A 22,576-nucleotide genomic window follows, 5' to 3' on the forward strand; every position below is an offset into this window, starting at 1 on the left:
GTTATTGCGTTTGAACCATTTCCGTTGTGGCCGCATATTCTTCCTGCAGCCAAGCCAGAATTTCGCGCGCTGCCGGATGGTCGATTGGCTGATAGCGGTCGACGAGAGATTCGCGCCGCTTCGCCAGTTTGGTGAGACCCAAGTCTTGAAAGCTCATCAAGTCAGCGCGGACCATGCTAGCCAATTCTGGACCTAAAACTTTCACTGCCGCAGCATAGCCACTGGCACCATAGCAATAATCGTCACCCTGCTGATAGCTCATCGCCAAAGAAATGGCGGGCACACAGGTCAAATAGGGCTGCAGCGCCGGGTTGATCGCGTGGCCAGAGACCCAGTCTGCCAAGCGATGTGACCTTCCCGTGAAACCGCGTAGGTGCAGAAACTGGCTCATGCGAGGTCCGTCATTGACGGGGTAATTGTCCCACAATAAGGGCTTACGCTTCAAAATCGCCCCGATCTCACGCACATGGCCAACTGAGATTTCGCGCGCACAGACCTCTTCACCTGTCCAATAGATGTCGATGCGTTGGTCAAGGCCAGCTCCCAACGCACGCAAATAATGCTCTGGCCGCTGGCCGAAGACACGGTCGAGTACGGGATCATTGGAATAATAGGTTGGGGTCATGGACAGCTTTAACTGTGGCGCAGTATCGCGCGCCAGATGCATGATTTCAATTTGCCGCTGCGCAAGGTCAGGCAAGGTTGAGTGCATGTCGTCAAAGAAAATGCCTAGGTCTTGAATGCCCAGCGAGGCCAAATCTTCAATTCGATTGACAAAGGTGTTGGCGACGTTGCCATTGAAATCATTGAAGGCTTCATAGGGGCTAAGTCCAATGCCAACTCGGACACCAAAACCTTTGCAGAAAGCAACAAACTGCGAAATCTGCCCGGCTTCTTGCAAAGGATGGGGCTCTACCCACTGTCGCCGCAAAAAGGGATCGCCCTTAGGCGCATAATGGAAGAAGCGATAGCCATAAGGGGCCAGAGTCTCAACTACGGCACGGCGATCATCCCAAGTCCAGGGCTGGCCGAAATAGCCTTCGATAATACCTAAATTAGGGGTCGACACAGGTGCACCTAGTCTGGGGATCCGCCATCAGGACGGAACTTTGCTACCAATTGATCTTGATCTGCTTTTTGCTCCGGCGTCAAACGGGCACCAATTTCGCGAACTTTGGCCGACGCATCCTGATCGCCGCCACGGGCTGCCAAGGCAAACCAGTAATAGGCCTGAACGTCGGACTTTGGCCCGCCGAGTCCTTGCTCTGCCATCGCGCCCAGATTGAACTGCGAGTCGGTGACACCACGTTGTGCGGCACGACGGAAACTCTCGGCGGCTCGCGCCATGTTTTGAGGCACGCCATCGCCATTGGCATAATAGACGCCCAGATTGTGCATCGCTTGACGGCTGCCGCGCGCGGCTGCGCGTTCGGTCAAGGCGCGTGCTTGTGCCAAGTCCTTGGTGACGCCATCGCCGGTCTCAAATTTTCTGGCCAAGCGGTTCATCGCGCGCGTATCGCCACCGTCAGCTGCACGGCGCAACAGCGCGACGCTCCCTGCCCCATCGCCAGCTTGCTCCCGCGCCGTGGCTTGGTCGAACAAGGAACCTGCAGCGGGTGTGGCGGGTGAGGCGGCAGCAGGCACCGCACGGGTCGGGCTGGGCGCAGGTACGCCGGAGGTAACATCTGTCGGCGATACTGGCACCCGGGTTGGTGCTGCTGCGACGGCGGTCGTTGCCAGCGCAGGAGCTGCGACTGAAGCGACCCGCGGGGGCGTTGTCGCGCTGGAAGCGGGCGCTTTAGCGACGGTGGCAACGCGCGGTGGCGTTGGACGCTGCACTGGCCTTGGTGCCGCATCGACGCGTGCAGCCTTAAAGGTTGGCGAGCGCAGACGGTCGCGCTGGGCTTCGGCTCGCGCTCTCGCGGCGCGGGCCTGCGCATCGGCGGAAGCCATGACACGGGCTGCTTCTATCTGCTGAGGCGTTGGTGAGGGCTTCGCAGGGGGGGGTGCTGGAACTTGGACGGCAGCCTTTGTGGCCGGGGGTACCAATTGTGCCTTTGGCAATTGCGGCGGCGGACTAGGGATGCTGGGTGCAACAGGTGCAGCTGTGGCAGAAGGGGCAGCGGCGGCGGGCGGCGGCGCTGATACAGTCGTGGCGGACGTTGGGGCCGGGCCTTCAGCTGTTGTTGGGGCTTGGGCGACCTCTGTACCCGGCATTGGCACAGCACCTTCAACTGGCGCAGGCATCGCCGCTTGCGCCGCCAACTCCGGCGGCAAAGGTACATTTTCTTGATTAAGAGCGGCTGGCTTTTCGTCTACATTAGAAGACGGCTTCAATTGGCTATAAACCGCAAACCCGGCGGTTGCGACTAACGCAGCAGCTGCTGCAATTCCGACAGGCGACAACGGGCTTTTGGGCTTACCACCTTCTTTGCCCTCTTTCATTGCTTGAGGGGCCTGCGGCTTCGCCGATGGTTTAGCTTTGGCGGCCTCTGCCTTTTTGTCTTTGCCAGCGGGGCCCTTTAAAGTTAGCGCCGGCTTTTTCTTGGTTTGAGCTGCTTCTCGCGCCGCTGCGGCCTGGTTGGCGGCACGGCGGGCAGCAACCAAATAGTCGGGGGCTGAGCTGGAATTACTTCCTGGCTCGTCCCAGTCAGGATTTAAGTCCGATAGTCCATCGTCAGAATCGTCGTCGATAGGCCTGGCGGGATCCAGCACCATTGCCTCTGGCTCATCCCCAAAGGGATCCACACCGCCAGCAAGCGGGTCAGGCACGTCATCGCGTAAATCGGCAAAGTCGCTTAAGGGCTCGCTATCCTCGGCATCCGGGAAGGGCGAACCAAAGCTGCCACGACGCGCAGGGTTCGCAGTGGCAGGCGCGGCGGCAATTTTGGCTGCAGGTCTATCCATAAAGAATGGATCGTCATGCTGAGGCTTTTCCAGAGAACCGGCACGGGATTCAAAACTAAAGCCATCCTCGTGCGACAGGTCCACAGGATTTACAAAATCTGCTTCACCGCTGGCTGGGCCGCCCAAGTCGACAGAATGATTGGGGTCATAAATGGGCTCAGCATAGGCCGACACGGCACCTTGCTCCGCCTTGTCCAAGCGATCGCCCAAAGCAAGAAAATCGCGTTGCAAGGGCGCGATCAAGGCCTGAACGCGCCCATCAACCGACTGAACTTCAGCGCGTACCTGCCCTAAAGCTTCATCAAGCATTTGTCGGGTCTTGGAATCGCTTCCATTAAAGGAGGAAGCAAGACTTTGGACGGCTTTATCGTGGTTGGCTGCGAGACGATCAGCCAATTCCTGCATTTGCTTGGTGATCGTAGCAATCGATTCTGCGGCTTGACGCTCTGTCGCATCGATCCGGTTGCCCAGATCTTGCGCCAAACGTTGGATGTGCTGGCCGGCTTGCTCCATGACTGAAGCATCATGGCGCTCAATCGACGACAGGCGCTCATCCATGCCGCGTGTGATGCGCGCAAGCTCCAATTTCATCGCCATAGAGCCTGTTTGGTCTGGCGCGCTCTCGCGGTTCTCAACTTGGGCCAAACGGGAATCAAGCGCTTGGGTTGCTTCTGCAAGCTTGGCACTTACCCGATCATACGCATCTTGGCTCCGTTGTTCGCTGGCATCGAGACGGCTGGCGAGGGCTTGAGCCACTTCCGTCATCTGGCCGTCTATGCCACCCGTGAGGGCAGCCTTTACTTGCCCTTGCAGGTCGGCCCGGGTTGCTTCAATTTCAGCATTCAGATCATTGAGGCGCGCACTGAACTCAGTGGTTTTGGCTTCCAGCGCCTCAACTGCCGTTAGCGTGTCGCCAGTCTTGCCGGCACCCTCGAGTTGGGTCAGACGCGCGGAAAGATCAACCAAGGCCTCCACCATGCGCGACGCATTGTCCTGCGCATGGGTCTCCAGGCTGCTCAACCGCTCTGTCACCTGATTGATGCCCTGGTTGGCACCTTCAACAGTTTGGGTGGTGATATCTTCTAATTGCCCCAAACGGCTTTCAAAGACCGATACATCTGGACCACCGACCCGTTCACCAACTTCTTCTAGACCCGTCAGGCGCGCTGACAAATCAATCATGGCTTCGACAAAACGGTGGTTTGTTTCTTGCGCCAGAGCCTCTGTCGTGGCCAAACGCTCAGCCACAAGGCCCAAGCTTTGGTCAACTGTCTGAATGGCTTCTTGGGTTACTTTTTCAATCTGACCGACGCGGCTGTCCGTCTCAAAGACTTGGGTAGCCAAGCGCGCCAGCGCAGATTCCAGCGATTTGAGGGCGGCCAATGACGCATGCGTTGGATCTTGCGACTCAATCCGGCGTAAACGCTCACTCAGGACAACTTGGGTCTCGTGCAAATCATTCAAATGGGTCTCAATGCGACCCATTGCAGTGTCGCCAGTGGCCATCGACTTTTCAAATTTTTGCGACAAGCGATCATCGACACCAAGAGTTGTCGGTGGGGGCACCAACTCCACACCGCCGGATTCAAGGCGACGGCTCAGTTGTTCTAGGGCCGCAGTTAATCGATTGGCTTCTTGGCCAAAGTTTACGGTCGATTTTCCATTTGAAACAGGCTTTTGGGTAGGCTCGTCGGTCTCAGCGATCAGCCGGTTTAACAACTCGCCAAGTGTCAGACCTTCTCGGCGTGCAAGGTCTTTCGCAGCCTCGCGTGTCCGAGGCTCCACGCCTTTCACACTCCATGGCGACTGTCCGCTCATTCGAATCACTCTTCCGCCAAATTCTGCGGCCCCACAAGAAATTTCCGAAAAAATTCAGCTACCATGGTTGTTCATTTACTGCTTCGCAGAATTTGAACAGTCCAAAGTGCGGTTTCGACTTTCTCCGTACTGCTCGACTTGGGGGTGTTATGGTAAATGCGCGGTTAATGAGAGTTAACACTGACTGCTTCGAGGGTGCGTAACTTTGGGTCAGCAAGTCCTTGACCTGATCTGACTGGCTGGATTTAAGCATTACCTTCGCGAACAATTGGCAGAAACGAAAAGCCCCGCCGGCAAAACCAGCGGGGCTTTCGGCAAAACAGGCCGCTAAATGCCTATTCGGCAGCAATCTTCACTTGCTTCAAGGCATCGGTGTTCACACCGAAATTCACCGCCTGTAAGAAGCGAATGCCATCTTCGGCAATGTCATCGCCGACCATATGTTCACCCTCAGCCTCAAATTCAGCAAAGTCGACGTACATAGCGTAGAAAGCCTTGGTGCGATCGGTGATGATATTGGCATTCCACAAGGTCTTAACCAGCACGCGGAAGATGTTGGTGGCTTCCTTCATCCGTTCACGACGATCTTCATCGGTAACCATCTCTTGGAACTGGACCATGATGATGTCTGGGTCGAGGCCGAACTCGTCATAGATGGAGCGCATTTGATGGGGCGCGACCAAGTTGAACAACAGGGTCTGGAAACAGTGCGCGGCCCAATCTTCAACAATCGCATGCTCGGCTGCATCAAGCTTTGGAATGGTCCGATCCGCCCATATCTTACCAAATTTGTGGTGGAAAGCTTCGTCGGTCATGACCAATTGCGTCAGTTTACGCGCCAGTGGGTCATTCCACTCTTTGTAGATCATCGCAAAGGCACCCATGGCGAGGCCTTCGATCAGCATCTGCATGCCAACGACCTTCTTGTAGACTTCAGGCGCATGAACGATATCGACCAGCAAGGTCTTCAACACTTCGCCACATGGCAATGGGCTGCCCCAACGGGCTTTGATATAGGCCGCGAATGCTGCAACGTGGCGGGCTTCTTCACGGGCTTGGTTGGCCGCATATTCTTGCGCGCCAGCGTCACGCAACACGTGGCAGAGTGAGGCAGAAAGGTTCAGCGCGCCTTGTTCGCCATGCAGAATGGCCGACAATTGCCAGCGAGCCATCTCATTCTTAAAGCGGATCAGCTCTTTCGGCTTATCCTTGAAGAATTCTTGGACATATGGAGTCTCAAGGGCTGGAACCATATGATCTGGCAGTAAGGCCTGATTTTCCATGTCAAACGGCTCATCAAAATCGATGTAGCGCTTGTCTGTTGGGTCCCAGAAATGATCATGGGTGGCAGAGATGATTTTGTCGAAAGCTGTCGAGCGGCTTGTGTGCCGGTCAATCTCCAACAAGGCAGCGAAGTCGGTCGGTGCTACTGCGTCATACAGCGCGTCTTTGGTAATGTGCGACGTTGTCATGCTTTCAATCTCTCCCAATTTATTTAATGACCGGGTCTTTGGAATCCCAGCTTTGGTCCTTGAGCATAGAGCGGCATCTAAGCGTGTCGCTTCCACACCTAACATGACACAAATTTCTAAAGGATCAATCAAAAAGTGACGGGTGCGTCAGCTTTATTCATCACACAGCTGTGATCCTAACCTTTGCAAAAGTTACGCTCTAAAGATCATGTATCGAGCGGTGCTTTGTCTCGGGTAGGAAGATCAGGGCCACCACGACACTGATGCCCGTAATAATTACCGGATACCAAAGACCAGAATACATATTGCCCGTCGTTGCCACGATGGCGACCGCTGTTGCCGGCATAAAGCCACCGAAGAAACCTGTTCCGACGTGATAGGGAACCGACAAGGCCGTATAGCGGATACGGGTTGGGAACATCTCGACCAAGGCCGCCGCTAATGGCCCATAAAGAGCGGTCGCGGCGACCACGAACACCATCAGATAAGCCAAAACGGCCAGATGATTGATCTTGGCTGGGTCTGCTTTGTCAGGATAATTTGCCGCTTTCAAAGCGGCTTTCAGCTTCGCGCCAAACGCATCCTTAGCGGCCTTTTGCGCTTTAGCATCGAGGGCCGAGATATCGACGCTTTCTAAGGTGACCGTGCCAATTTTGACTTGCGCATTTGTGCCTGCGGGTGCCACTTCATTATCATAAGAGATGCCTGAATTGGTCAGATAACTCTTGGCCACATCACAGCTAGACGAGAAGGCGTCTCTGCCGTCGGGCGTTTTGCCAACGGGGTTGAACTGCACCGAACAGGTAGCAGGGTCTGCGCGGACGATAATGGGGGTCGCGGTTTGGGCTGCTACGAGGGCCGGGTTGGCCGCTTTGGCCAATTGATGAAAGGCTGGGAAGAAGCTCACCACCGCCAAAATCATGCCGGCGAGCATAACGGGCTTGCGGCCCATTTTGTCCGACAGCCAGCCGAAAAAAACGTACAAGACAGCGGAAACGGCGGTGATGATCAAAAGCCAGATATTGATGATCTGGGGGTCAACTTTTAACTGCCGCTCCAAGAAGACTTGGACGTAGAAGAAGCCCGTATACCAAACCACGCCTTGCGCCATCATCAGGCCAAACAAGGCGAGCAGGATCAGCTTCAAGTTACCCCATTGACCAAAGGCATCGGACAAGGGCGCTTTAGAAGCAGCGCCTTCTTCTTTCAGCGCCTTAAACATCGGGCTTTCTTCCAATTGCAAGCGGATCCACAAAGCAATCGCGAGCAAGAAAACCGACAAGAGGAATGGCACCCGCCATCCCCAAGACTGGAAGGCATCTTCGCCCAAAATCATGCGGGTCATAAAGACGACGGTCAAAGCGAGCAGCAATCCCCCTGCCGCCGAAGTCTGCACCCAGGACGTGTTCCACCCACGCTTATGGGCAGGCGAGTGCTCTGCGACATAAATCACAGCCCCGCCATATTCGCCGCCCAAGGCAAAGCCTTGCGCAATCCGTAGCGCTACCAGCAGAATAGGAGCCCAAATGCCGATCTGGTCATAATCGGGCAACAGACCCACAGCGAAGGTTGACGCGCCCATCATGACGATGGTGACTAAAAATGCGCCCTTCCGACCTTTCGTATCGCCAATCGCCCCAAACACAACAGCGCCCAGCGGGCGCGCTGCAAAGCCAACGCCAAAGGTCAAGAGTGCGAATATAAATTGGGCGGCAGGGGGCGAACCTGCGAAGAAGTGCTGTCCCATCACCGAGGCCAGAAGGCCAAAGATGAAGAAGTCGTACCACTCAAAGACGGTGCCAGCAGCGGACGCGGCGACAACGGTCTTTAATTTTTGTGGTTCAACGGTCGACGAAGCAGCAGATTGTGTCACGATTGGCCCCTAAATCATGGTTTAGCGGCCTTTCCTTGGACGTAGTTCAGGCTTTGATCAAGTAACAGGCTGGTAGCTGTTACAGGCGGGCCCCAATCTGACAAAGCTCAGTCTGGTGCCCGACCCAAACGGCGCGCCTCTTGGATCCGTCCACGCACCAGCCAATTATCGACGTCTTTCGGCGCGAGACGAAGGGCTTGGGCGATGTCCAGTTCTGCCGCCTCATAGGACTTTTGCTGCAGCAGGGTTTCGGCCCGCAGACGCAAAGCCAGCACATCCAAGGGCCTTGTCGACAAACAACCGGTCAAATCGGCCTGTGCCTCGGCCCAAAGGCCTTGGCCAGCCTTAGCGCGGGCCCGGTCGATCAATAGATCGGGTTCCCCCGGTTTCAGTTTTAAAGCGGCATCGAGAACCTTTTGAGCAGGCTTGAATTCCTCGATCATCAGCCACGCATTGGCGGCACGCGCCATGATCAAAACGCGTTGATCCAAGTCCCCCGCATCCGGGGCGGAAGCTAAGGCGGTGAGGCGCTCTGCCCCACCGCCAATGTCGCCTGCTTCAATGCGGGCGATGGCGATACATTGTTCCGCGAATGTAGCGCCGCCTTGGCTGCGCCAGACATATCCGTCTTCTAAAGCTTCTTCCGGCTTGGTCTCTGCCTTGGCCATACAAGCTTGCAGGCGCGCGGCATCGCGCGGATCCGTTCCAGCTTGGACTGAAGTCCCCAAAAGAAAGACCGATAGCGTAATCGGGATCAGGGTCGTAAATAGGGCGGATCGAAGGGTCACAGAAGAGCTCATCGGGTTCTTTTGATGCGGCTAAAAGGCAAAACTGAGGCAAAGGATTTGAACAGATGCGCGTTTTAGTCTTGGGCTGCGGCTATGTCGGTACTGCATTCGCTCTAACCATGGCCGAACAAGGGGCCTTGGTGCAAGGCACGTGCCGAAGTGCTGCCAGCGCCGAAGAATTACGCAAGTCTGGCATTGTTCCCATCCTGTTTGACGGAACCGCAAACGCCGGACTGATTGAGGCCGCCCAAACTGCGACCCACATCCTAGCTTCTATCCCACCTGTACCCGATGGGGACCCTGCCCTTTTAGCTTTATCCTCAGTTTGGGAACCAAAAGCGGCTGTCTGGATCGGCTATTTGTCCACCACCGGGGTTTATGGCGACCGGGCCGGTGGTTGGGCCTTTGAAGACGAAGCGCCGACGCCCTTGTCCATCGAAGCCAAACGACGGGCAGAAGCAGAGGCTGCGTGGCGCGCCTTACCCAGCCCAGCCCATGTTTTTCGCCTGCCCGGCATTTATGGCCCTGGCCGCAGCGCATTGGAACAGGTCTTGTCGGGCACGGCGCGGCGGATCGATAAGCCCGGCCAAGTCTTTTCCCGTGCTCATCGCACAGACATTGTCACAGCGCTGACTGCCAGCGTCGCCAACCCAAGTCCCGGCCGCATTTACAATATCTGCGACGACCACCCCTGTGCTTCTGGCGAGGTGATTGTTGAAGCTTGCAGGCTGCTCGGGCGAGAGCCGCCGCCATTGGTGCCGTTTGAGGCGGCTGGCCTTTCGGACATGGGCAAGCGCTTTTATAGCGAGTGCAAACGGGTTTCGAATGCGCGCGCGAAAGAGGAACTAGGCTGGAAGCTAGCGTTCCCGACCTATGTCGAAGGCCTTGCCGATTGCTTTTTGGACCACGAAGCGCGTCAAGGAGCTTAAGCGCGGATTTGCTTCTCAATCAGGGCGAGCACCGCGTTTAGCGCAAGGCCCATCAAAGCCAACAGGAAGAGCGCGGCAAACATGGTCGCCGTCTCCAGTCGATTGCCAGCTTCAACCAAGCGCCACGACAGGCCACCCGTCGCGCCGGTTCCGGCGACAAATTCGGCCACGACGACGCCGACCAGCGACAAGCCAGCCGCCGTCTTGATCCCGGCCAGTAAAAAAGGCGCGGCCGTCGGCAATTCCAGCCGCAAGAAGCGTTGTGTGCTGCTGGCTTTGTGGAGGCGGAACAAACGGTCCAGACCGGGGTCCACCGCCTTTAGGCCTGCCAAAGCAGAAGTTAGCACCGGGCATAAAGCCACGATGACGGCGAGGATCAAAATGGCCCGGCGGGGGTTTTCAATACCGGTCCAAATGATCACCAAGGGCGCAATAGCAACTATAGGCGTTGCTTGCAGCACCAAAGCATAAGGGCCTAAGCTGCGCTCCAGCAATGGCACGCGGGCAAAGACAAGGGCAATCAAGGTCCCAAGTCCTATGGAGATGGCTAAAGCCGTAAGTGCCAATCCCATGGTGACACCGGCGGCGGGCAGCAAAAGGGGTCCGCGCTCTACCAAAGCAGCACCAATCGCGCTGGGCGGAGGTAGGATAACCGTCGGGACTTGGAAGAAGCGGGTCAGCCATTCCCATAGGGCGAGCATAACCAAGCCTGCCAAAATGGGGGCAATGTCGATCCGGTTCATGCGGCCACTAATTGCGCGCTCAACACGCGCCTTGCAGCTGCTGCAGCGTCTGCAAAAGTGGGTGAGGTTAAGAAGGCTGGATCGCGCGGAACATCTGGAACAGCGATTTCAGCCATAATGCGCCCGGGCCTTGGGCTTAACACCAAAATACGATCAGCCAGATAAACCGCCTCATCAACGGAATGCGTCACAAAGAGGACGGCCAAATGCTGGTCCCGCTTGGCTTCTAAAACCAAATCATCCAGCGCGCGCCGCCCCAATTCATCAATGGCCGCAAAGGGTTCGTCAAGTAGCAAGGCCGACGGTTCGTTGACCAAAGCGCGCGCCAATGCCACCCGCATTCGCATGCCGCCAGAGAGCGTCCTCGGATAAGCTGCCGAGAAAGAAGTTAAGCCAACCTGCTTCAAGGCTTTTTGTGCGCGGCCTAGCCGCTCAACCTTCCCAACACCGGCCAGTGCCAGCGGGAGGGCGACATTGTCCTGCGCCGTCGCCCAATTCATTAAATTAGGCTCTTGAAAGACAACGCCTGGGATATCCGAGCCGCCGGTAGCGTCGGCCTGTACGGCCCCGCTTGCTACCGCCTGCAAGCCCGCGAGCGCTGCCAGCAGCGTACTTTTCCCACATCCTGACGGTCCTAACAGCACCACACATTCACCGGCTCGAACACTCAAGTCGATCGGGCCCAGCGCCTCTAAGGCACCAAACCGCACGCAAGCCTGCCGCGCGCTTAAGCGGATGGGGGTCTCAGCTGGCATCAGGACTTCTGTGGCAAAAAGCTGAGATCAATGCCCAACGCCCACTTCAGATCAGCGGGATAAACACCTGCAGCCGTCATGATGTCGAAGAAGCTTTTCCAGCGGTCGAGGCTCATGGTGCCAATCTCCCCGTCTGGGGTCTCAACAATGCCATAAGACAACAGCTTTTCGCGCGCTTGGCTCAACAGGTCGGCTGACATGTCGGGATTATCCTTGGTAATCAGGGCATCGCCGGGGGCAGGATCACCACGAAGATAGTCTTTCCAGCCAGCAATGGTCGCTTCAACGAAGCCTTTTACCGCCTCAGGATGGGCCGCGATAAAGGCGTCTGACACCAACGTCATAGCGGCATAGCCGGGGTAGCCAGAATCCGCGAGCAAATAGACTTGGGGGTCAATTTTGCCTTGGGTCTTCAAGGTGTAAGGCTCGCTGGTTACATAGCCTTGTTGGATCGAACTAGGATCAGCCAAAAACGGCGCCGAGTTAAAGGTGTATTTGCGGACTTGATCGTCAGTGAAGCCATATTTGGCTTTCAGCCATGGCCAGAAAGCATTAATCGACGCATCTGCCAACAGGATAGGTTTGCCCTTCATGTCCGCCAGTGACTTTATGTCCGCGCGCGGGTGGGTGATCAGGACTTGTGGGTCTTTTTGAAACGACGCCATGACCGCCTTCGCCTTTGCGTCAGCTTGGACCATGCTGAGCACAATGGGCGCGTTGGAACCCAAACCCATTTCGATGGCATTTGCCGCCAATAATTGCGGGACATTCACACTTGGACCGCCTTGGATCAGGGAGACGTCTAGGCCTTTGTCCGCATAGAACCCTTTCGCAACAGCTTGATAAAAGCCGCCCTGTTCGGCTTGCGCCCGCCAGTCTGTGGCAAAACGTATGCGCACACGGCCAGCTTTCTCTGCGGGCTTTTCTGCGCCGCAGGCTGATAAGGCCAAGGGTGAAGCCAAGCTGGCTGCAAGTAGGGTGCGACGCGAAATCAAGCCAAGTCTCCTATGAACATGTCTCTATCATAGTGCAGCGAAACGTTCTGGCGAGACCCTTTGCAGGTGCAATTGGAGATTATACTGCCTTAAAAGGCGCACTCGTCTCCGGCGAGGATAACCTTGGCCGTCTTAACAAGAATTCGGGCTTCCATCGCCAGCGACCAGCGCTCAATATAGGCGAGGTCCAAACGGATGCGCCGGCTCATTTTGTCGAGGGTTTCTGTTGGGCCGCGCGCGCCATTGCACTGCGCGAGGCCGGTAATCCCGGGCTTTGCGCGAAACCGGTCGCGATAGTCCGGCAGAAGCGCTCCGTAATAATGATCATGGGCAACCGCATGTGGGCGTGGACCAACAATCGACATGTCGCCAATCAAGACATTCCACAATTGCGGCAATTCATCCAAACTGGATCGACGTAGGAACGAGCCAACCCACGTGATACGGGTGTCGTGGCGGCAGGCCTGGACAACACGGTCACCATTTTCGAGTGTGGACATAGTGCGAAATTTGTAAATCACAAAGGTCCTCCCGCCCAAGCCCGTGCGAAGCTGCGCGAACAATACGGGGCCAGGACTTGTCAATTTGATCACAAAAGAGATCGCAATCAAAAGGGGAGCAAGAAAGACTAATCCGACCAGTGAACAGGCGGCATCAAACAGGCGCTTAGGCACGCTATGGGCGGAATCCGAAAGGTCTTTGACAGGCACGGGCCTGTACAAATTGCCCGCTGCAAGATCGGCACTAAACCCAGCGGTAATATTGTTCATCTATTCCACCCTTGCCCCAAATTGAGACGCATGATTTGACTCAATGCAAGTTGCAGGCCCTAAAATAGAAGTAATGTATTGGTTCAGCATTATTCAGACTTCCATAGGCACAAGTATTGTTCACTTGTTTAAAACAGATGGTGCCCTCGCCGGAATGTCACTTTATAGCGATCTTTCGGCGGCTGATTAGGTTATCAAAAACTTGCTGTCTACCTCGGAAGTCTTTTTAAGTGCGTTACCCGAGACTACACACACGTTTCTGGCTATAAACGCCCTATCCTGAGCCAAAAGCGATACGTAAGGCGAACCAAGACATGCAAAGTGATTCGACAGCCAAGGTCCCTGTTACCGTGCTGACTGGATATTTAGGAGCCGGTAAGACGACTCTCTTGAACCACATTCTAACCGCGCCGCACGGGAAGCGTTACGCCGTGATCGTCAACGAGTTTGGTGAGATCGGTATTGACCATGACTTGATCGTCGACGTGGACGAAGAAATCTTTGAACTGAACAATGGATGTGTCTGTTGTTCAGTGCGCGGTGACCTCATCCGGATTCTCGGGGCCTTATTCCGTCGTGGGCAGACCTTTGACGGGGTAATCATTGAGACAACCGGTCTTGCGGACCCGGCCCCTGTTGCTCAAACCTTCTTTGCCGATGATGAGATTAAGAACCGCGCCTACCTCGATGCCGTGGTAAGCGTGGTCGACGCCGTCCATATCGCAGGCCAGATCGACCACAGTCACGAAGCGGTTGAGCAAATTGCTTTTGCCGACGTCATTGTCCTGAATAAAATTGATGCTGCCAGTCCTGAACAACTTGAGACCGCCCAAGCGATCATCCAACGGCTCAATCGCGGGGCTAAGGTGGTTAAAACTTCGCGCTCGCTCGTGGACCTAGACGCCATTCTCGATCTCGGAGCCTTTTCGCTGGACAGGGCGATGGACCTAGATCCGCACTTTTTGCCCAAACATCACCATCACGACCACAAAGATCACGGGCATGATCACGCGCATGATCACGGGCACGACCACAAAGATCACGCACATGAGCACGCGCATAGCCATTACGAGGGAATTGACTCGATTGCGATGCGCGTGAGCGCACCCTTGTCCGAGGAATTGTTTGATGCGTGGCTGTCCGAGCTCGTTGGCAGTCGCGGCCTCGACATCTTGCGTCTCAAGGGCGTCCTTCAGATGGGCGATGACCCGCGACGCTACATCATTCATGGTGTCCATATGATGCTGGAGGGGGATTATCAGGGGCCGTGGCCTGCTGATTCGGTTCCTGAAAGCCGATTCGTCTTGATCGGACGGAACCTCGCCGACCCACTTGTTCGGGCAGAAATTGAGGCGGGATTCCGTGCTTGCGCGGCCTGATCACCGATAATTGTCAGCGAAACCCCATGATTCTCAGCAGAATCTGGGGTTTCGCACCTCAAGATGGCCTTGACCTTTGGACCCGAAGCGCCATTGCTTGCGGCCATTGCATCCCTCTGGTTACGGACGGGTGCGCAACGCTGCCGCGATCCGCCTCTGGTGCTGCAGCCAATGACTAAGGAAACGACAATGAGCAAAAAAGATTTGATCGACGCCGTCGCAGAAGCTGCTGACATCACAAAGGACAAAGCCAACACTGCGATTGACGCGCTGACTGCAGCGATTGTTAAGAGCCTGAAGGCTGGCGAAGAAGTCACCTTGGCCCCCCTCGGCAAGTTTAAAGTTTCAAAGCGTGATGCACGCCAAGGCCGCAATCCTTCGACTGGCGAGACCGTCGAAATCAAAGCGGCAACTGTTGCAAAGTTCCAAGCTTCCAAAGCGTTGAAAGATGCATTGAACTAAACGGGTTAGGTTGGGGTCTGTCGATCTGTTTGTATTGCCCTGACCCTGCCACTCAATAGTCCAATAGGGCCCGACCTGTCTGGAGCTGCCTTTAAGCGTCCTGCCAGGGTCGGGCCTTTTCTTTATCTGGGGCTCTATCTGATCTAAGCGAGCGCGCTTAGTCACCCGCGGGCTGGCGTGGATGGGTCATATGCTCACTGCCCGGCGGGTTTGAAAATGGGACAAAAGCGGCCTGATCCTGCACTTTGGCCCAATCCTTGAGCGCCCAGACGCCGGTTGGGAAGGCCAATTGGTCCCAGGGAATATCTTCAAAGGCAAACCACGCCACTTCAAGGCTTTCTGGTCCCGCCGCAAAACCGTCTTCACTGAGCGTGCCGCGATACATAAAGTGGACCTGGCTAATGCGAGGTACTTCATAAATACCCAGAAGCGCGTTGATTGCGACTTTGGCACGGGCCTCCTCCCAAACTTCCCGTGCTGCCCCTTGGGCCGTGGTTTCCCGCTCTTCCATAAAGCCTGCGGGCACCGTCCAGAAGCCATAGCGCGGCTCAATCGCCCGCCGACACAAGAGAATGCGGCCTTGCCCATCATCGACCACAACCCCGGCGACAATCTTCGGATTCACATAATTGATGAAGCCACACGTATCGCAGACTTGCCGCGTACGATCTTCTCCGGCTGGGATTTGTAACGAGAAATTGGCTGGCATCGGGTGACTTATTCCTTGAAAGGATCGTGTATAGCTAAAGAGGTGTCGCGCAGCCGTCAAAAATCAATGATAGGACGCCGACGGAGTGAAATGCACCCATTGTTGGGGCAAGCAGGCGAGTAGCGAGATGAGTGTTCAAGATCAAGAAGCGTCGCCCGTGCAACCAGTCGCCGGTTCAGGCGACCCCCCGGTGCCGCAAAGCACTGCCGCCATATCTTTCGCACTGAATGCGTCACCCAGCCATTTACTGCATCGGGCACAACAGGCTGCAGCTGATCTGCATGCCGCTGCACTAGGGGCTAATGGCCTGACACAGCGCCAATTTGCAGTTCTAGCAGTTTTGGCCGAACATGATGGCGTCTCGCAGAGCGAGTTGGTGGGTCGCACAGGCATTGACCGATCCACGCTTGCGGAAATGGTCGCGCGGATGGAAGCCAAGGGGCTTACGCAGCGGACGAAGTCGTTGACAGATAGCCGGGCCAATTCAGTGACCCTGACTCCGACCGGCCGTGCAATGTATGAAGAGGCTATGCCAAAGCTTGCCGACGTAGATGCCGCTGTTCTGGCCCGTCTTCCTGCTAGCAAGCGGGCGGGATTCGTCGAATTTCTGACGCGCTTGGCCATGCCGACAGCAGAACTTGATGAAACCAAAGCAACGAGCAAAAAGAAAAAAGAAAAAAAGAAGAAAAAGAAGAAAGAGAAAAAGGCCAAATAGGCGCGTTCCTTTCAATCCAGCGCCTCACTAGACCATACGGTCTATTTTCATTATCAAGTGCTTATGTCAGATATTCCTTCAGGGTTTACCCCTCACACCCGCAAAAGCCCCGTTACGGATCCTTGGCAGCCGCTTTATGCCCGAACCGAACAAGGCGTTTATGAATTAGGCTTTATTCTTGATACGTGCCATTGTAACGGTCGCGGTCTGTTGCATGGGGGTGTTATTGCTGCGCTAGCGGATAATGCTATGGGCCTATCGCTCGGCATGGCGCGTCTGAAAAACGACGGGGCCAAGGAAGGAAAGCCGCAAGCTGTTTCAGGCATTGTAACAACTGCCCTTCATGTCGACTATGTTGAAATAGCCCAGATTGGACAATGGATTTCTATTTTGCCCCGTGTGGTCACCACTTCACGACGAACAGGTCTTATCGATGCGTTGATTTATGCTGACGACACACTCATTGCCCGGGCAAGCGCCACCTTTAAAGTCCTCATTTCAGAAACTTAGACATGACAATTCGCGACACTGAGACACCCCTAGCACCGCCAGCCACCCCAATGGGTTCTAAAGAACGCTTGGTTGCTGCCGCGCTCTCGCTGTTTCAAGCCAAGGGCTATCACGGCGTCGCCATATCTGACATTCTCGACGCAACAGACCTGCCCAAGGGCTCGCTTTACCATCACTTCCCCGGCGGCAAAGAAGAACTGGCGATTGGGGCTGTCGGCTTCATTGCAGACGAGGTGGATGCGCGGCTCGCTGCCGAATTTGCCAAGAATAAGCGCGCTGGTGCGGTCCTGCTTGAACTGGCGCATGAATGTGTGATTTGGTTGCGCCGGAGCGACTACACACAAACACCGCTCTTGGGGCTCTTGGCCGCCAGCCCTGGGGAAAGCGCGCTGACCCAAGCCATTTGTGACGCTCAGAAGCGTTGGCTTGCGCGGTTCGAAACGGCCTTGGGTGGCACAGAAGCGGCCCATGACAAGGCTTGCCTTGCGTTAGCGAGCTTAGAGGGCGGCATCAGCCTTGCCCGCATGTCGCGCTCCAGCGACCTTTTGATTCGTTCAGTGACTTTGGCCGCGCTCCACATCAATCAACGCTGATCGGGCGCGGCTATCCGCGTTCAGCCGGCCTCGGAAGCCTGTAGCGCTTCTTTTTGAAGCTCAATCTGACTGGCCAAGCCCTGCATGATGGTGCGATTGATGTCGATCAAAGGCTCAACATCCTCGCCTTTCTGCATCACTTCACTGGAATAGCGGCCCACCCATAGGCTGAGCGAGATGATCGAGGCGCGCAAATTCTCTGGCAGCGCATTGTCGGGATTAGCGCAATCAGCCGCCATAAACGACCAGACACGCCGGTTCCAATCCAGCGCGTCCATCCGGCGGGCAATCTCATGACGCGGCAGTTCTTGGATATCCAACAGCGCGCGGGTGACTTGGCCGAAAAGCCGGTATTCTATTTCACGCGGCGTTTCGACTCGTTGCTGCGCCTTCTGATACGCTTTGAGCGACATGCTCAGTCCCCTCCACAGTCAGCCGTTCGGCTTCGTAATCCATGAGCTTCCGGCATCTGGACAATGCCTTGTAATATTCACCCGTCATCACTTCGCGCGAAACGTTCACGCATTCTTCCAAGATAGCGGGAACACGAACGACGCTCATGAACTCCGTCATTCGCAGCGCAAACTCGTTGTATTGGTCAGGCGATTCCTGACCCTGCAAATACATCAGCATGATCGGCAGATAGATGCGGCGGACAGGCGTGTTCGCCTCTTCCAATTGCATGATATCTTTCTCGCGCAGGACCGACGCCTTGTTTTGCAGCAAAAGTGTGGTTCGACGATCTCCGTTTTGAACAACGGCACCATTCAGCACGATCTTCTCATTCGGCTTCAGGGATAGTTTCAGCGGCATTTCAAGCTCCTGCGTGCCTAAGGCGCTGATGGGATAACGTCGGTATGACGCAACCTACAACGCAATTTCCTCAATCTTGATAAACAAACGTGGTTAACGAATGCCTTCACGCCCTGACGCCCTGCAGTCGGTAACATTTTTGTGAGTCTGGTGCCGTCTAGCCGCTTGACCGGCCCCGACAAGGCAGGCAACCAAAGCAATCGAGCGGGGCAGTGCCGCCTCGCGAGGAGACAAAGAGTTGGCGGATTGGTTTGCATGGATGGCGACGGCGGATGGCTGGGCCTCACTCGCGACATTAACCCTGTTGGAGATCGTTCTCGGGATCGACAATGTCATTTTCATCTCGATTGCCGCATCAAAACTTCCAAAGGAGCAACAAGCCTCGGCGCGCCGCATGGGCTTGGCCCTCGCCCTCATCCTTCGCATCATTCTTTTATCGATGCTGGTTTGGTTGGCTGGCCTGACGAAGCCACTTTTTGCTGTGCTGGGGCATGATTTCTCCGCCCGCGACCTGATCTTGATCGCTGGGGGGGGCTATCTCCTGTATAAAGCCACGATCGAAATCGATGACATCGTGCGTTCTAAAAGTGTGGAAGAACACGCCGGCCCGAAGACTAAGTCGTCCAAGCTCATGGTCGTTGTCGCTCAAATTGCCGTGATTGACGTCATCTTCGCGATTGATTCGATTGTCACCGCGATTGGCATGTCCAACAATCTCTCCATCATGGTAACAGCAGTTGTGATCGCCATTGCCGTGATGATGTTTGCCAGCGAAACCGTCTCTGCCTTTATCGATAAGTACGAGACGACAAAGATGCTCGCACTCGCTTTCTTGTTGATTGTCGGTATGGTTTTGGTTGCCGACGGCTTCGGCCAACATATTGAACGCGCCTATCTCTATGCGGCAATTGCCTTTTCCGTCATGGTTGAGGCGCTCAACATTGTGGCCAAACGAAAGAATGAGCGCGAGGGTCAGGATGGTGAGGGGATTTAGGGGGCCATCTTACCTGTTGACGCGACCGCGCAAAGGCCGCTGCAATTGTAACTTCCTGCACTGTGTGTGCGGCCCTCATGTTGCGGTCGCGAGAGGCCCATGCTAGAGCCCCCGTCACGCGAGACGAGGTTCTTGTTTCCCAACTGAGAACGATCTGTTTTTGCTTTCATTAATCCAACAGGCACCGTCTGCCGCAGTCAAAGCGCGGGGCCTGTTATGCACGTGAGTAGACCCTTTGAGTGGATCAAATCGCAGCGCCATCAGTGAAGCAGCCCAGCGCTATGGCGCGGCGCTGTTCGACCTGGCGACTGAATCCAAGAAGGTCGCTGCTGTGGAGCAAGACGCCAAGGCGCTCTTGGCCGCTTGGCAGACCAGCGCGGACTTGCGCGGTGCCTTGACCAGCCCGCTGTTCCCAGTGGAACAAAAGGCCGCAGCGCTTGGTGCCATCGCCAAAAAGATGAAGGCAAACGCCATCACGCAAAACTTTCTCGGCCTTGCAGCCCAAAACCGTCGATCGGCGGACTTGGGCGGCATGCTGGCGGCATTCCTAGCTCTCGCAGCTCAGGCACGTGGCGCCGTTCTGGCCGAAGTCTCGACTGCAGAGCCCTTGAGCGAAGAACAACTCAAGAGCCTGACTGAAGCACTCGGCCGGGCCTTCAAAGCACCGGTTGATGTAGAAACCACGCTAAAGCCTGAACTTCTTGGCGGCCTCGTCGTCAAGGTTGGTTCCAGGCTGTTCGACGATTCTGTCAAATCTAAACTCGACGCACTCAAAATTGCGATGAAGGGGGCCTGAGGCATGGACATCCGCGCCGCAGAAATTTCCGCGATCCTTAAGGATCAAATCAAAAACTTCGGCGCTGAGGCAGCTGTTGCTGACGTCGGCACCGTGTTGTCCGTTGGTGACGGTATCGCCCGGGTCTATGGCCTCGACAGCGTCCAAGCGGGCGAAATGGTTGAGTTCCCAGGCGGGATCAAAGGCATGGCCTTGAACCTAGAGCGCGACAATGTCGGCGTCGTGATCTTTGGGGAAGACCGTGGGATCAAAGAAGGCGACACTGTAAAGCGTCTCGGCGAAATCGTGTCTGTGCCCGTCGGCAAAGGTTTGCTCGGTCGCGTGCTGAACCCGTTGGGTGAGCCCATCGACGGCAAAGGCCCTCTGGTCGATATCGAAGCCGAGCGTAAGCAGGTGGACGTCAAAGCCCCCGGCATTATCCCTCGTAAGTCGGTGCATGAACCCATGCAGACCGGGATTAAGTCGATTGACGCGCTGATCCCAATCGGTCGCGGCCAACGCGAATTAATCATCGGCGACCGTCAAACCGGTAAGACCGCCATCGCCATCGACGCGATCCTGTATCAGCGCGAAGCCCATGACAATAACGCGCCAGAAAGCCAAAAGCTTTACTGCGTGTACGTGGTTATCGGCCAAAAGCGTTCGACCGTTGCGCAGTTGGTGAAAACACTCGAAGAAGCCGGCGCAATGAAATATTCGATCATCGTGGCCGCAACTGCTTCTGAGCCTGCGCCACTGCAGTTCTTGGCACCGTTCTCGGCCTGCACCATGGGTGAGTATTTCCGCGACAACGGCATGCACGCTTTGATGATCTATGACGATTTGTCCAAGCAAGCTGTGGCTTACCGCCAAATGTCTTTGTTGCTGCGTCGTCCACCAGGTCGTGAAGCCTATCCAGGTGACGTGTTCTATCTGCATTCGCGCTTGCTTGAGCGCGCTGCAAAGCTGAACGAAGACAATGGTTCTGGTTCGTTGACGGCTCTGCCAATCATCGAAACCCAAGCTAACGACGTGTCGGCTTACATTCCAACCAACGTGATTTCGATCACCGATGGTCAGATCTTCTTGGAAACCGACTTGTTCTACCAAGGCGTGCGCCCAGCTGTGAACGTCGGTCTGTCGGTGTCTCGCGTGGGTTCATCCGCTCAGGTTAAGGCGATGAAGCAAGTGGCCGGTCCGATTAAGGGTGAATTGGCCCAGTATCGCGAAATGGCCGCCTTTGCGAAGTTCGGTTCGGACCTCGATGCGTCGACCCAGCGCTTGCTGGCTCGCGGTGCCCGCCTGACCGAAATGTTGAAGCAAGACCAGTTCGCGCCAGTGGCCGTTGAAGATCAGGTTGTCCTGATCTATGCCGGTACCAAGGGCTATTTGGACAGCGTCCCAGTCAGCGACATCAAGCGCTATGAAGCCGAATTGAAGGCTGCATTGCGCGGGAAGTACAAAGAGCTGTCTGACGCGATCAAAACCAAGCTGGACATCAAGGCCGACAATATCGAAGCGCGCATCAAAGAAGCGCTTGATGATTTCGCCAAGACGTTTGCTTAAGAGCGGGGCTGAGGGAAATAATCCATGGCCAGCTTAAAGGACTTTCGCACGCGTATCGCTTCGGTGAAGTCGACGCAGAAGATCACCAAAGCCATGCAAATGGTGGCGGCGGCAAAGCTGAAGCGTGCGCAAGAAGCAGCCGAAGCGGCGCGCCCCTATAGTGAAAAAGTCGCCGGGACCGTGGCCAATCTGGCCACGTCCGTGCAGGGCTCTGATGCGGCTCCCAAGCTTCTGCGTGGCTCTGGCAATGACCAAGTCCATTTGGTGGTGGTTGCCACCTCTGAGCGCGGCCTGTGTGGCGGGTTCAACACAAATATCGTCAAGAAGTCGCGTGAACTGATTGTCAGCCTGCAAGCGCAGGGCAAAACGGTCAAAATTTTGACCGTGGGCAAGAAGGGTCGCGATCAACTAAAGCGGGTCTATTCGTCTTTGTCGGTTGGCCATATTGAATTCGCCGGCGTACGCACCTTGGGTGCGGCTCAAAGCGCACAAGTCAGCCACAAATTGGTTGAGATGTTCGACGCCGGTGAGTTTGACGTCGCGCATCTGGTGTTCTCGCGCTTTAAGTCGGTCATCAGCCAAATTGCAACAGCCCAACAATTGATCCCCGTTGTGGCACCTGAAGGCGTTGCAACGTCTGATACTGGCGGTGGCGTCTATACCTATGAACCCGGCGAAGAAGCGATTCTTGAAGCCTTGCTGCCACGCTATCTCGACAGCCAGATTTTGGGCGCTTTGCTGGAAAATGCTGCTGGTTTCTATGGGGCCCAAATGGGTGCTATGGACAATGCGACACGCAACGCAGGCGACCTGATCAAGAAACTGACTTTGCAGATGAACCGCAAGCGTCAGGCTATGATTACCACCGAATTGACAGAAATTATCGCGGGTGCGCAGGCGGTTTAAGCCACGCACAGATCGCGCAGCAAGAGACTACGAAGGGCAAATCAGATGAGCATCCATGTTAAAGGCAAAATCGCCCAAGTGATCGGCGCCGTTGTCGACGTTGA

General features: G+C 55.7%; 22 protein-coding genes. 10 read left to right on the forward strand and 12 right to left on the reverse strand.

Going from position 1 to position 22,576, the window contains the following annotated elements; translation table 11 throughout:
- Nucleotide 1 precedes the first annotated feature (1 nt).
- From ACIQ20_RS07180 to ACIQ20_RS07200, 5 genes are all read right to left on the reverse strand, one after another.
- The gene (locus ACIQ20_RS07180) at nucleotides 2-1,069 is read right to left on the reverse strand and encodes a beta-N-acetylglucosaminidase domain-containing protein (protein ID WP_395778829.1); all 1,068 of its coding nucleotides are present in this window, start codon (nucleotides 1,067-1,069) and stop codon (nucleotides 2-4) included.
- An 8-nt stretch (nucleotides 1,070-1,077) separates the two neighbouring features.
- The gene (locus tag ACIQ20_RS07185) at nucleotides 1,078-4,725 is read right to left on the reverse strand and encodes a hypothetical protein (protein ID WP_395778831.1); all 3,648 of its coding nucleotides are present in this window, start codon (nucleotides 4,723-4,725) and stop codon (nucleotides 1,078-1,080) included.
- Nucleotides 4,726-5,060: 335 nt separating this feature from the next.
- Nucleotides 5,061-6,197, reverse strand: a complete 1,137-nt coding sequence (locus ACIQ20_RS07190; protein ID WP_395778833.1) for a ferritin-like domain-containing protein — start codon at nucleotides 6,195-6,197, stop codon at nucleotides 5,061-5,063.
- Between the two features lie 199 nt (nucleotides 6,198-6,396).
- Nucleotides 6,397-8,070, reverse strand: coding sequence for an MFS transporter (locus tag ACIQ20_RS07195; protein ID WP_395778835.1), 1,674 nt, complete (start codon nucleotides 8,068-8,070; stop codon nucleotides 6,397-6,399).
- A gap of 107 nt (nucleotides 8,071-8,177) precedes the next feature.
- Nucleotides 8,178-8,858 (reverse strand): hypothetical protein, encoded by a 681-nt coding sequence (locus ACIQ20_RS07200; RefSeq protein WP_395778837.1) that lies wholly within the window; start codon nucleotides 8,856-8,858, stop codon nucleotides 8,178-8,180.
- A 65-nt stretch (nucleotides 8,859-8,923) separates the two neighbouring features.
- Here ACIQ20_RS07200 and ACIQ20_RS07205 point away from each other — a divergent pair, with 65 nt between their 5' ends.
- Nucleotides 8,924-9,787, forward strand: coding sequence for an SDR family oxidoreductase (locus ACIQ20_RS07205; protein WP_395778839.1), 864 nt, complete (start codon nucleotides 8,924-8,926; stop codon nucleotides 9,785-9,787).
- Here ACIQ20_RS07205 and ACIQ20_RS07210 read toward each other — a convergent pair.
- The 4 genes from ACIQ20_RS07210 to ACIQ20_RS07225 all read right to left on the reverse strand — a co-directional run bounded on the left by ACIQ20_RS07210 (nucleotide 9,784) and on the right by ACIQ20_RS07225 (nucleotide 13,050).
- Complete coding sequence (locus ACIQ20_RS07210) at nucleotides 9,784-10,530, reverse strand: ABC transporter permease (RefSeq protein ID WP_395778841.1); 747 nt, start codon at nucleotides 10,528-10,530, stop codon at nucleotides 9,784-9,786. The genes ACIQ20_RS07205 and ACIQ20_RS07210 overlap by 4 nt on opposite strands.
- A complete protein-coding gene (locus tag ACIQ20_RS07215; protein ID WP_395778843.1) occupies nucleotides 10,527-11,285 on the reverse strand; it encodes an ABC transporter ATP-binding protein in 759 nt (252 codons plus the stop codon). Before ACIQ20_RS07215 ends, ACIQ20_RS07210 begins: the two co-directional genes overlap by 4 nt.
- The gene (locus ACIQ20_RS07220; RefSeq protein WP_395778845.1) at nucleotides 11,285-12,280 is read right to left on the reverse strand and encodes an ABC transporter substrate-binding protein; all 996 of its coding nucleotides are present in this window, start codon (nucleotides 12,278-12,280) and stop codon (nucleotides 11,285-11,287) included. Before ACIQ20_RS07220 ends, ACIQ20_RS07215 begins: the two co-directional genes overlap by 1 nt.
- Before the next feature lie 89 nt (nucleotides 12,281-12,369).
- Nucleotides 12,370-13,050: a sugar transferase gene (locus ACIQ20_RS07225; RefSeq protein ID WP_395778847.1), complete on the reverse strand. Its 681-nt coding sequence runs from the start codon at nucleotides 13,048-13,050 to the stop codon at nucleotides 12,370-12,372.
- Between the two features lie 314 nt (nucleotides 13,051-13,364).
- On the opposite strand from ACIQ20_RS07225, the gene ACIQ20_RS07230 reads away from it, so the two are divergent.
- A complete protein-coding gene (locus tag ACIQ20_RS07230) occupies nucleotides 13,365-14,429 on the forward strand; it encodes a CobW family GTP-binding protein (RefSeq protein WP_395778849.1) in 1,065 nt (354 codons plus the stop codon).
- Between the two features lie 171 nt (nucleotides 14,430-14,600).
- Nucleotides 14,601-14,891 (forward strand): HU family DNA-binding protein, encoded by a 291-nt coding sequence (locus tag ACIQ20_RS07235; protein ID WP_313586829.1) that lies wholly within the window; start codon nucleotides 14,601-14,603, stop codon nucleotides 14,889-14,891.
- Nucleotides 14,892-15,048: 157 nt separating this feature from the next.
- On the opposite strand, the gene ACIQ20_RS07240 is transcribed toward ACIQ20_RS07235, so the two are convergent.
- Nucleotides 15,049-15,600, reverse strand: a complete 552-nt coding sequence (locus tag ACIQ20_RS07240; RefSeq protein WP_395778851.1) for an NUDIX domain-containing protein — start codon at nucleotides 15,598-15,600, stop codon at nucleotides 15,049-15,051.
- Nucleotides 15,601-15,727: 127 nt separating this feature from the next.
- On the opposite strand from ACIQ20_RS07240, the gene ACIQ20_RS07245 reads away from it, so the two are divergent.
- The 3 genes from ACIQ20_RS07245 to ACIQ20_RS07255 all read left to right on the forward strand — a co-directional run bounded on the left by ACIQ20_RS07245 (nucleotide 15,728) and on the right by ACIQ20_RS07255 (nucleotide 17,418).
- Nucleotides 15,728-16,315 (forward strand): MarR family winged helix-turn-helix transcriptional regulator, encoded by a 588-nt coding sequence (locus ACIQ20_RS07245; RefSeq protein ID WP_395778853.1) that lies wholly within the window; start codon nucleotides 15,728-15,730, stop codon nucleotides 16,313-16,315.
- 63 nt (nucleotides 16,316-16,378) lie between these two features.
- The gene (locus ACIQ20_RS07250) at nucleotides 16,379-16,825 is read left to right on the forward strand and encodes a PaaI family thioesterase (protein ID WP_395778855.1); all 447 of its coding nucleotides are present in this window, start codon (nucleotides 16,379-16,381) and stop codon (nucleotides 16,823-16,825) included.
- 2 nt (nucleotides 16,826-16,827) lie between these two features.
- The gene (locus ACIQ20_RS07255) at nucleotides 16,828-17,418 is read left to right on the forward strand and encodes a TetR/AcrR family transcriptional regulator (protein ID WP_395778857.1); all 591 of its coding nucleotides are present in this window, start codon (nucleotides 16,828-16,830) and stop codon (nucleotides 17,416-17,418) included.
- Between the two features lie 20 nt (nucleotides 17,419-17,438).
- Here the strand turns inward: ACIQ20_RS07255 and flaF are convergent, their stop codons facing one another.
- Entirely contained in the window at nucleotides 17,439-17,831 is a 393-nt protein-coding gene (gene flaF / locus ACIQ20_RS07260) for a flagellar biosynthesis regulator FlaF (RefSeq protein WP_395778859.1), read from the reverse strand.
- Complete coding sequence (gene flbT, locus ACIQ20_RS07265; RefSeq protein WP_395778861.1) at nucleotides 17,779-18,231, reverse strand: flagellar biosynthesis repressor FlbT; 453 nt, start codon at nucleotides 18,229-18,231, stop codon at nucleotides 17,779-17,781. The genes flaF and flbT overlap by 53 nt, the downstream gene beginning before the upstream one ends.
- A gap of 238 nt (nucleotides 18,232-18,469) precedes the next feature.
- Here flbT and ACIQ20_RS07270 point away from each other — a divergent pair, with 238 nt between their 5' ends.
- From ACIQ20_RS07270 to ACIQ20_RS07285, 4 genes are all read left to right on the forward strand, one after another.
- Nucleotides 18,470-19,225: a TerC family protein gene (locus tag ACIQ20_RS07270; protein ID WP_395778863.1), complete on the forward strand. Its 756-nt coding sequence runs from the start codon at nucleotides 18,470-18,472 to the stop codon at nucleotides 19,223-19,225.
- A 235-nt stretch (nucleotides 19,226-19,460) separates the two neighbouring features.
- A complete protein-coding gene (locus tag ACIQ20_RS07275) occupies nucleotides 19,461-20,021 on the forward strand; it encodes a F0F1 ATP synthase subunit delta (RefSeq protein WP_395778865.1) in 561 nt (186 codons plus the stop codon).
- A 3-nt stretch (nucleotides 20,022-20,024) separates the two neighbouring features.
- Nucleotides 20,025-21,566, forward strand: coding sequence for a F0F1 ATP synthase subunit alpha (gene atpA, locus ACIQ20_RS07280; RefSeq protein WP_395778867.1), 1,542 nt, complete (start codon nucleotides 20,025-20,027; stop codon nucleotides 21,564-21,566).
- A 24-nt stretch (nucleotides 21,567-21,590) separates the two neighbouring features.
- Entirely contained in the window at nucleotides 21,591-22,472 is an 882-nt protein-coding gene (locus tag ACIQ20_RS07285) for a F0F1 ATP synthase subunit gamma (protein ID WP_395778869.1), read from the forward strand.
- Nucleotides 22,473-22,576: the final 104 nt, after the last annotated feature.

Source organism: Aquidulcibacter sp., from assembly GCF_044346625.1.
Classification (GTDB): Bacteria; Pseudomonadota; Alphaproteobacteria; order Caulobacterales; family Aquidulcibacteraceae; genus Aquidulcibacter.

Coding starts and splice junctions, on each gene's coding strand:
- ACIQ20_RS07185 (WP_395778831.1), bottom strand. CDS start 4,725: ATGAGCGGACAGTCGCCATGGAGTGTGAAAGGCGTGGAGCCTCGGACA.
- ACIQ20_RS07190 (WP_395778833.1), bottom strand. CDS start 6,197: ATGACAACGTCGCACATTACCAAAGACGCGCTGTATGACGCAGTAGCA.
- ACIQ20_RS07205 (WP_395778839.1), top strand. CDS start 8,924: ATGCGCGTTTTAGTCTTGGGCTGCGGCTATGTCGGTACTGCATTCGCT.
- ACIQ20_RS07210 (WP_395778841.1), bottom strand. CDS start 10,530: ATGAACCGGATCGACATTGCCCCCATTTTGGCAGGCTTGGTTATGCTC.
- ACIQ20_RS07215 (WP_395778843.1), bottom strand. CDS start 11,285: ATGCCAGCTGAGACCCCCATCCGCTTAAGCGCGCGGCAGGCTTGCGTG.
- ACIQ20_RS07225 (WP_395778847.1), bottom strand. CDS start 13,050: ATGAACAATATTACCGCTGGGTTTAGTGCCGATCTTGCAGCGGGCAAT.
- ACIQ20_RS07230 (WP_395778849.1), top strand. CDS start 13,365: ATGCAAAGTGATTCGACAGCCAAGGTCCCTGTTACCGTGCTGACTGGA.
- ACIQ20_RS07235 (WP_313586829.1), top strand. CDS start 14,601: ATGACTAAGGAAACGACAATGAGCAAAAAAGATTTGATCGACGCCGTC.
- ACIQ20_RS07240 (WP_395778851.1), bottom strand. CDS start 15,600: ATGCCAGCCAATTTCTCGTTACAAATCCCAGCCGGAGAAGATCGTACG.
- ACIQ20_RS07245 (WP_395778853.1), top strand. CDS start 15,728: ATGAGTGTTCAAGATCAAGAAGCGTCGCCCGTGCAACCAGTCGCCGGT.
- ACIQ20_RS07250 (WP_395778855.1), top strand. CDS start 16,379: ATGTCAGATATTCCTTCAGGGTTTACCCCTCACACCCGCAAAAGCCCC.
- ACIQ20_RS07255 (WP_395778857.1), top strand. CDS start 16,828: ATGACAATTCGCGACACTGAGACACCCCTAGCACCGCCAGCCACCCCA.
- flaF (WP_395778859.1), bottom strand. CDS start 17,831: ATGTCGCTCAAAGCGTATCAGAAGGCGCAGCAACGAGTCGAAACGCCG.
- flbT (WP_395778861.1), bottom strand. CDS start 18,231: ATGCCGCTGAAACTATCCCTGAAGCCGAATGAGAAGATCGTGCTGAAT.
- atpA (WP_395778867.1), top strand. CDS start 20,025: ATGGACATCCGCGCCGCAGAAATTTCCGCGATCCTTAAGGATCAAATC.
- ACIQ20_RS07285 (WP_395778869.1), top strand. CDS start 21,591: ATGGCCAGCTTAAAGGACTTTCGCACGCGTATCGCTTCGGTGAAGTCG.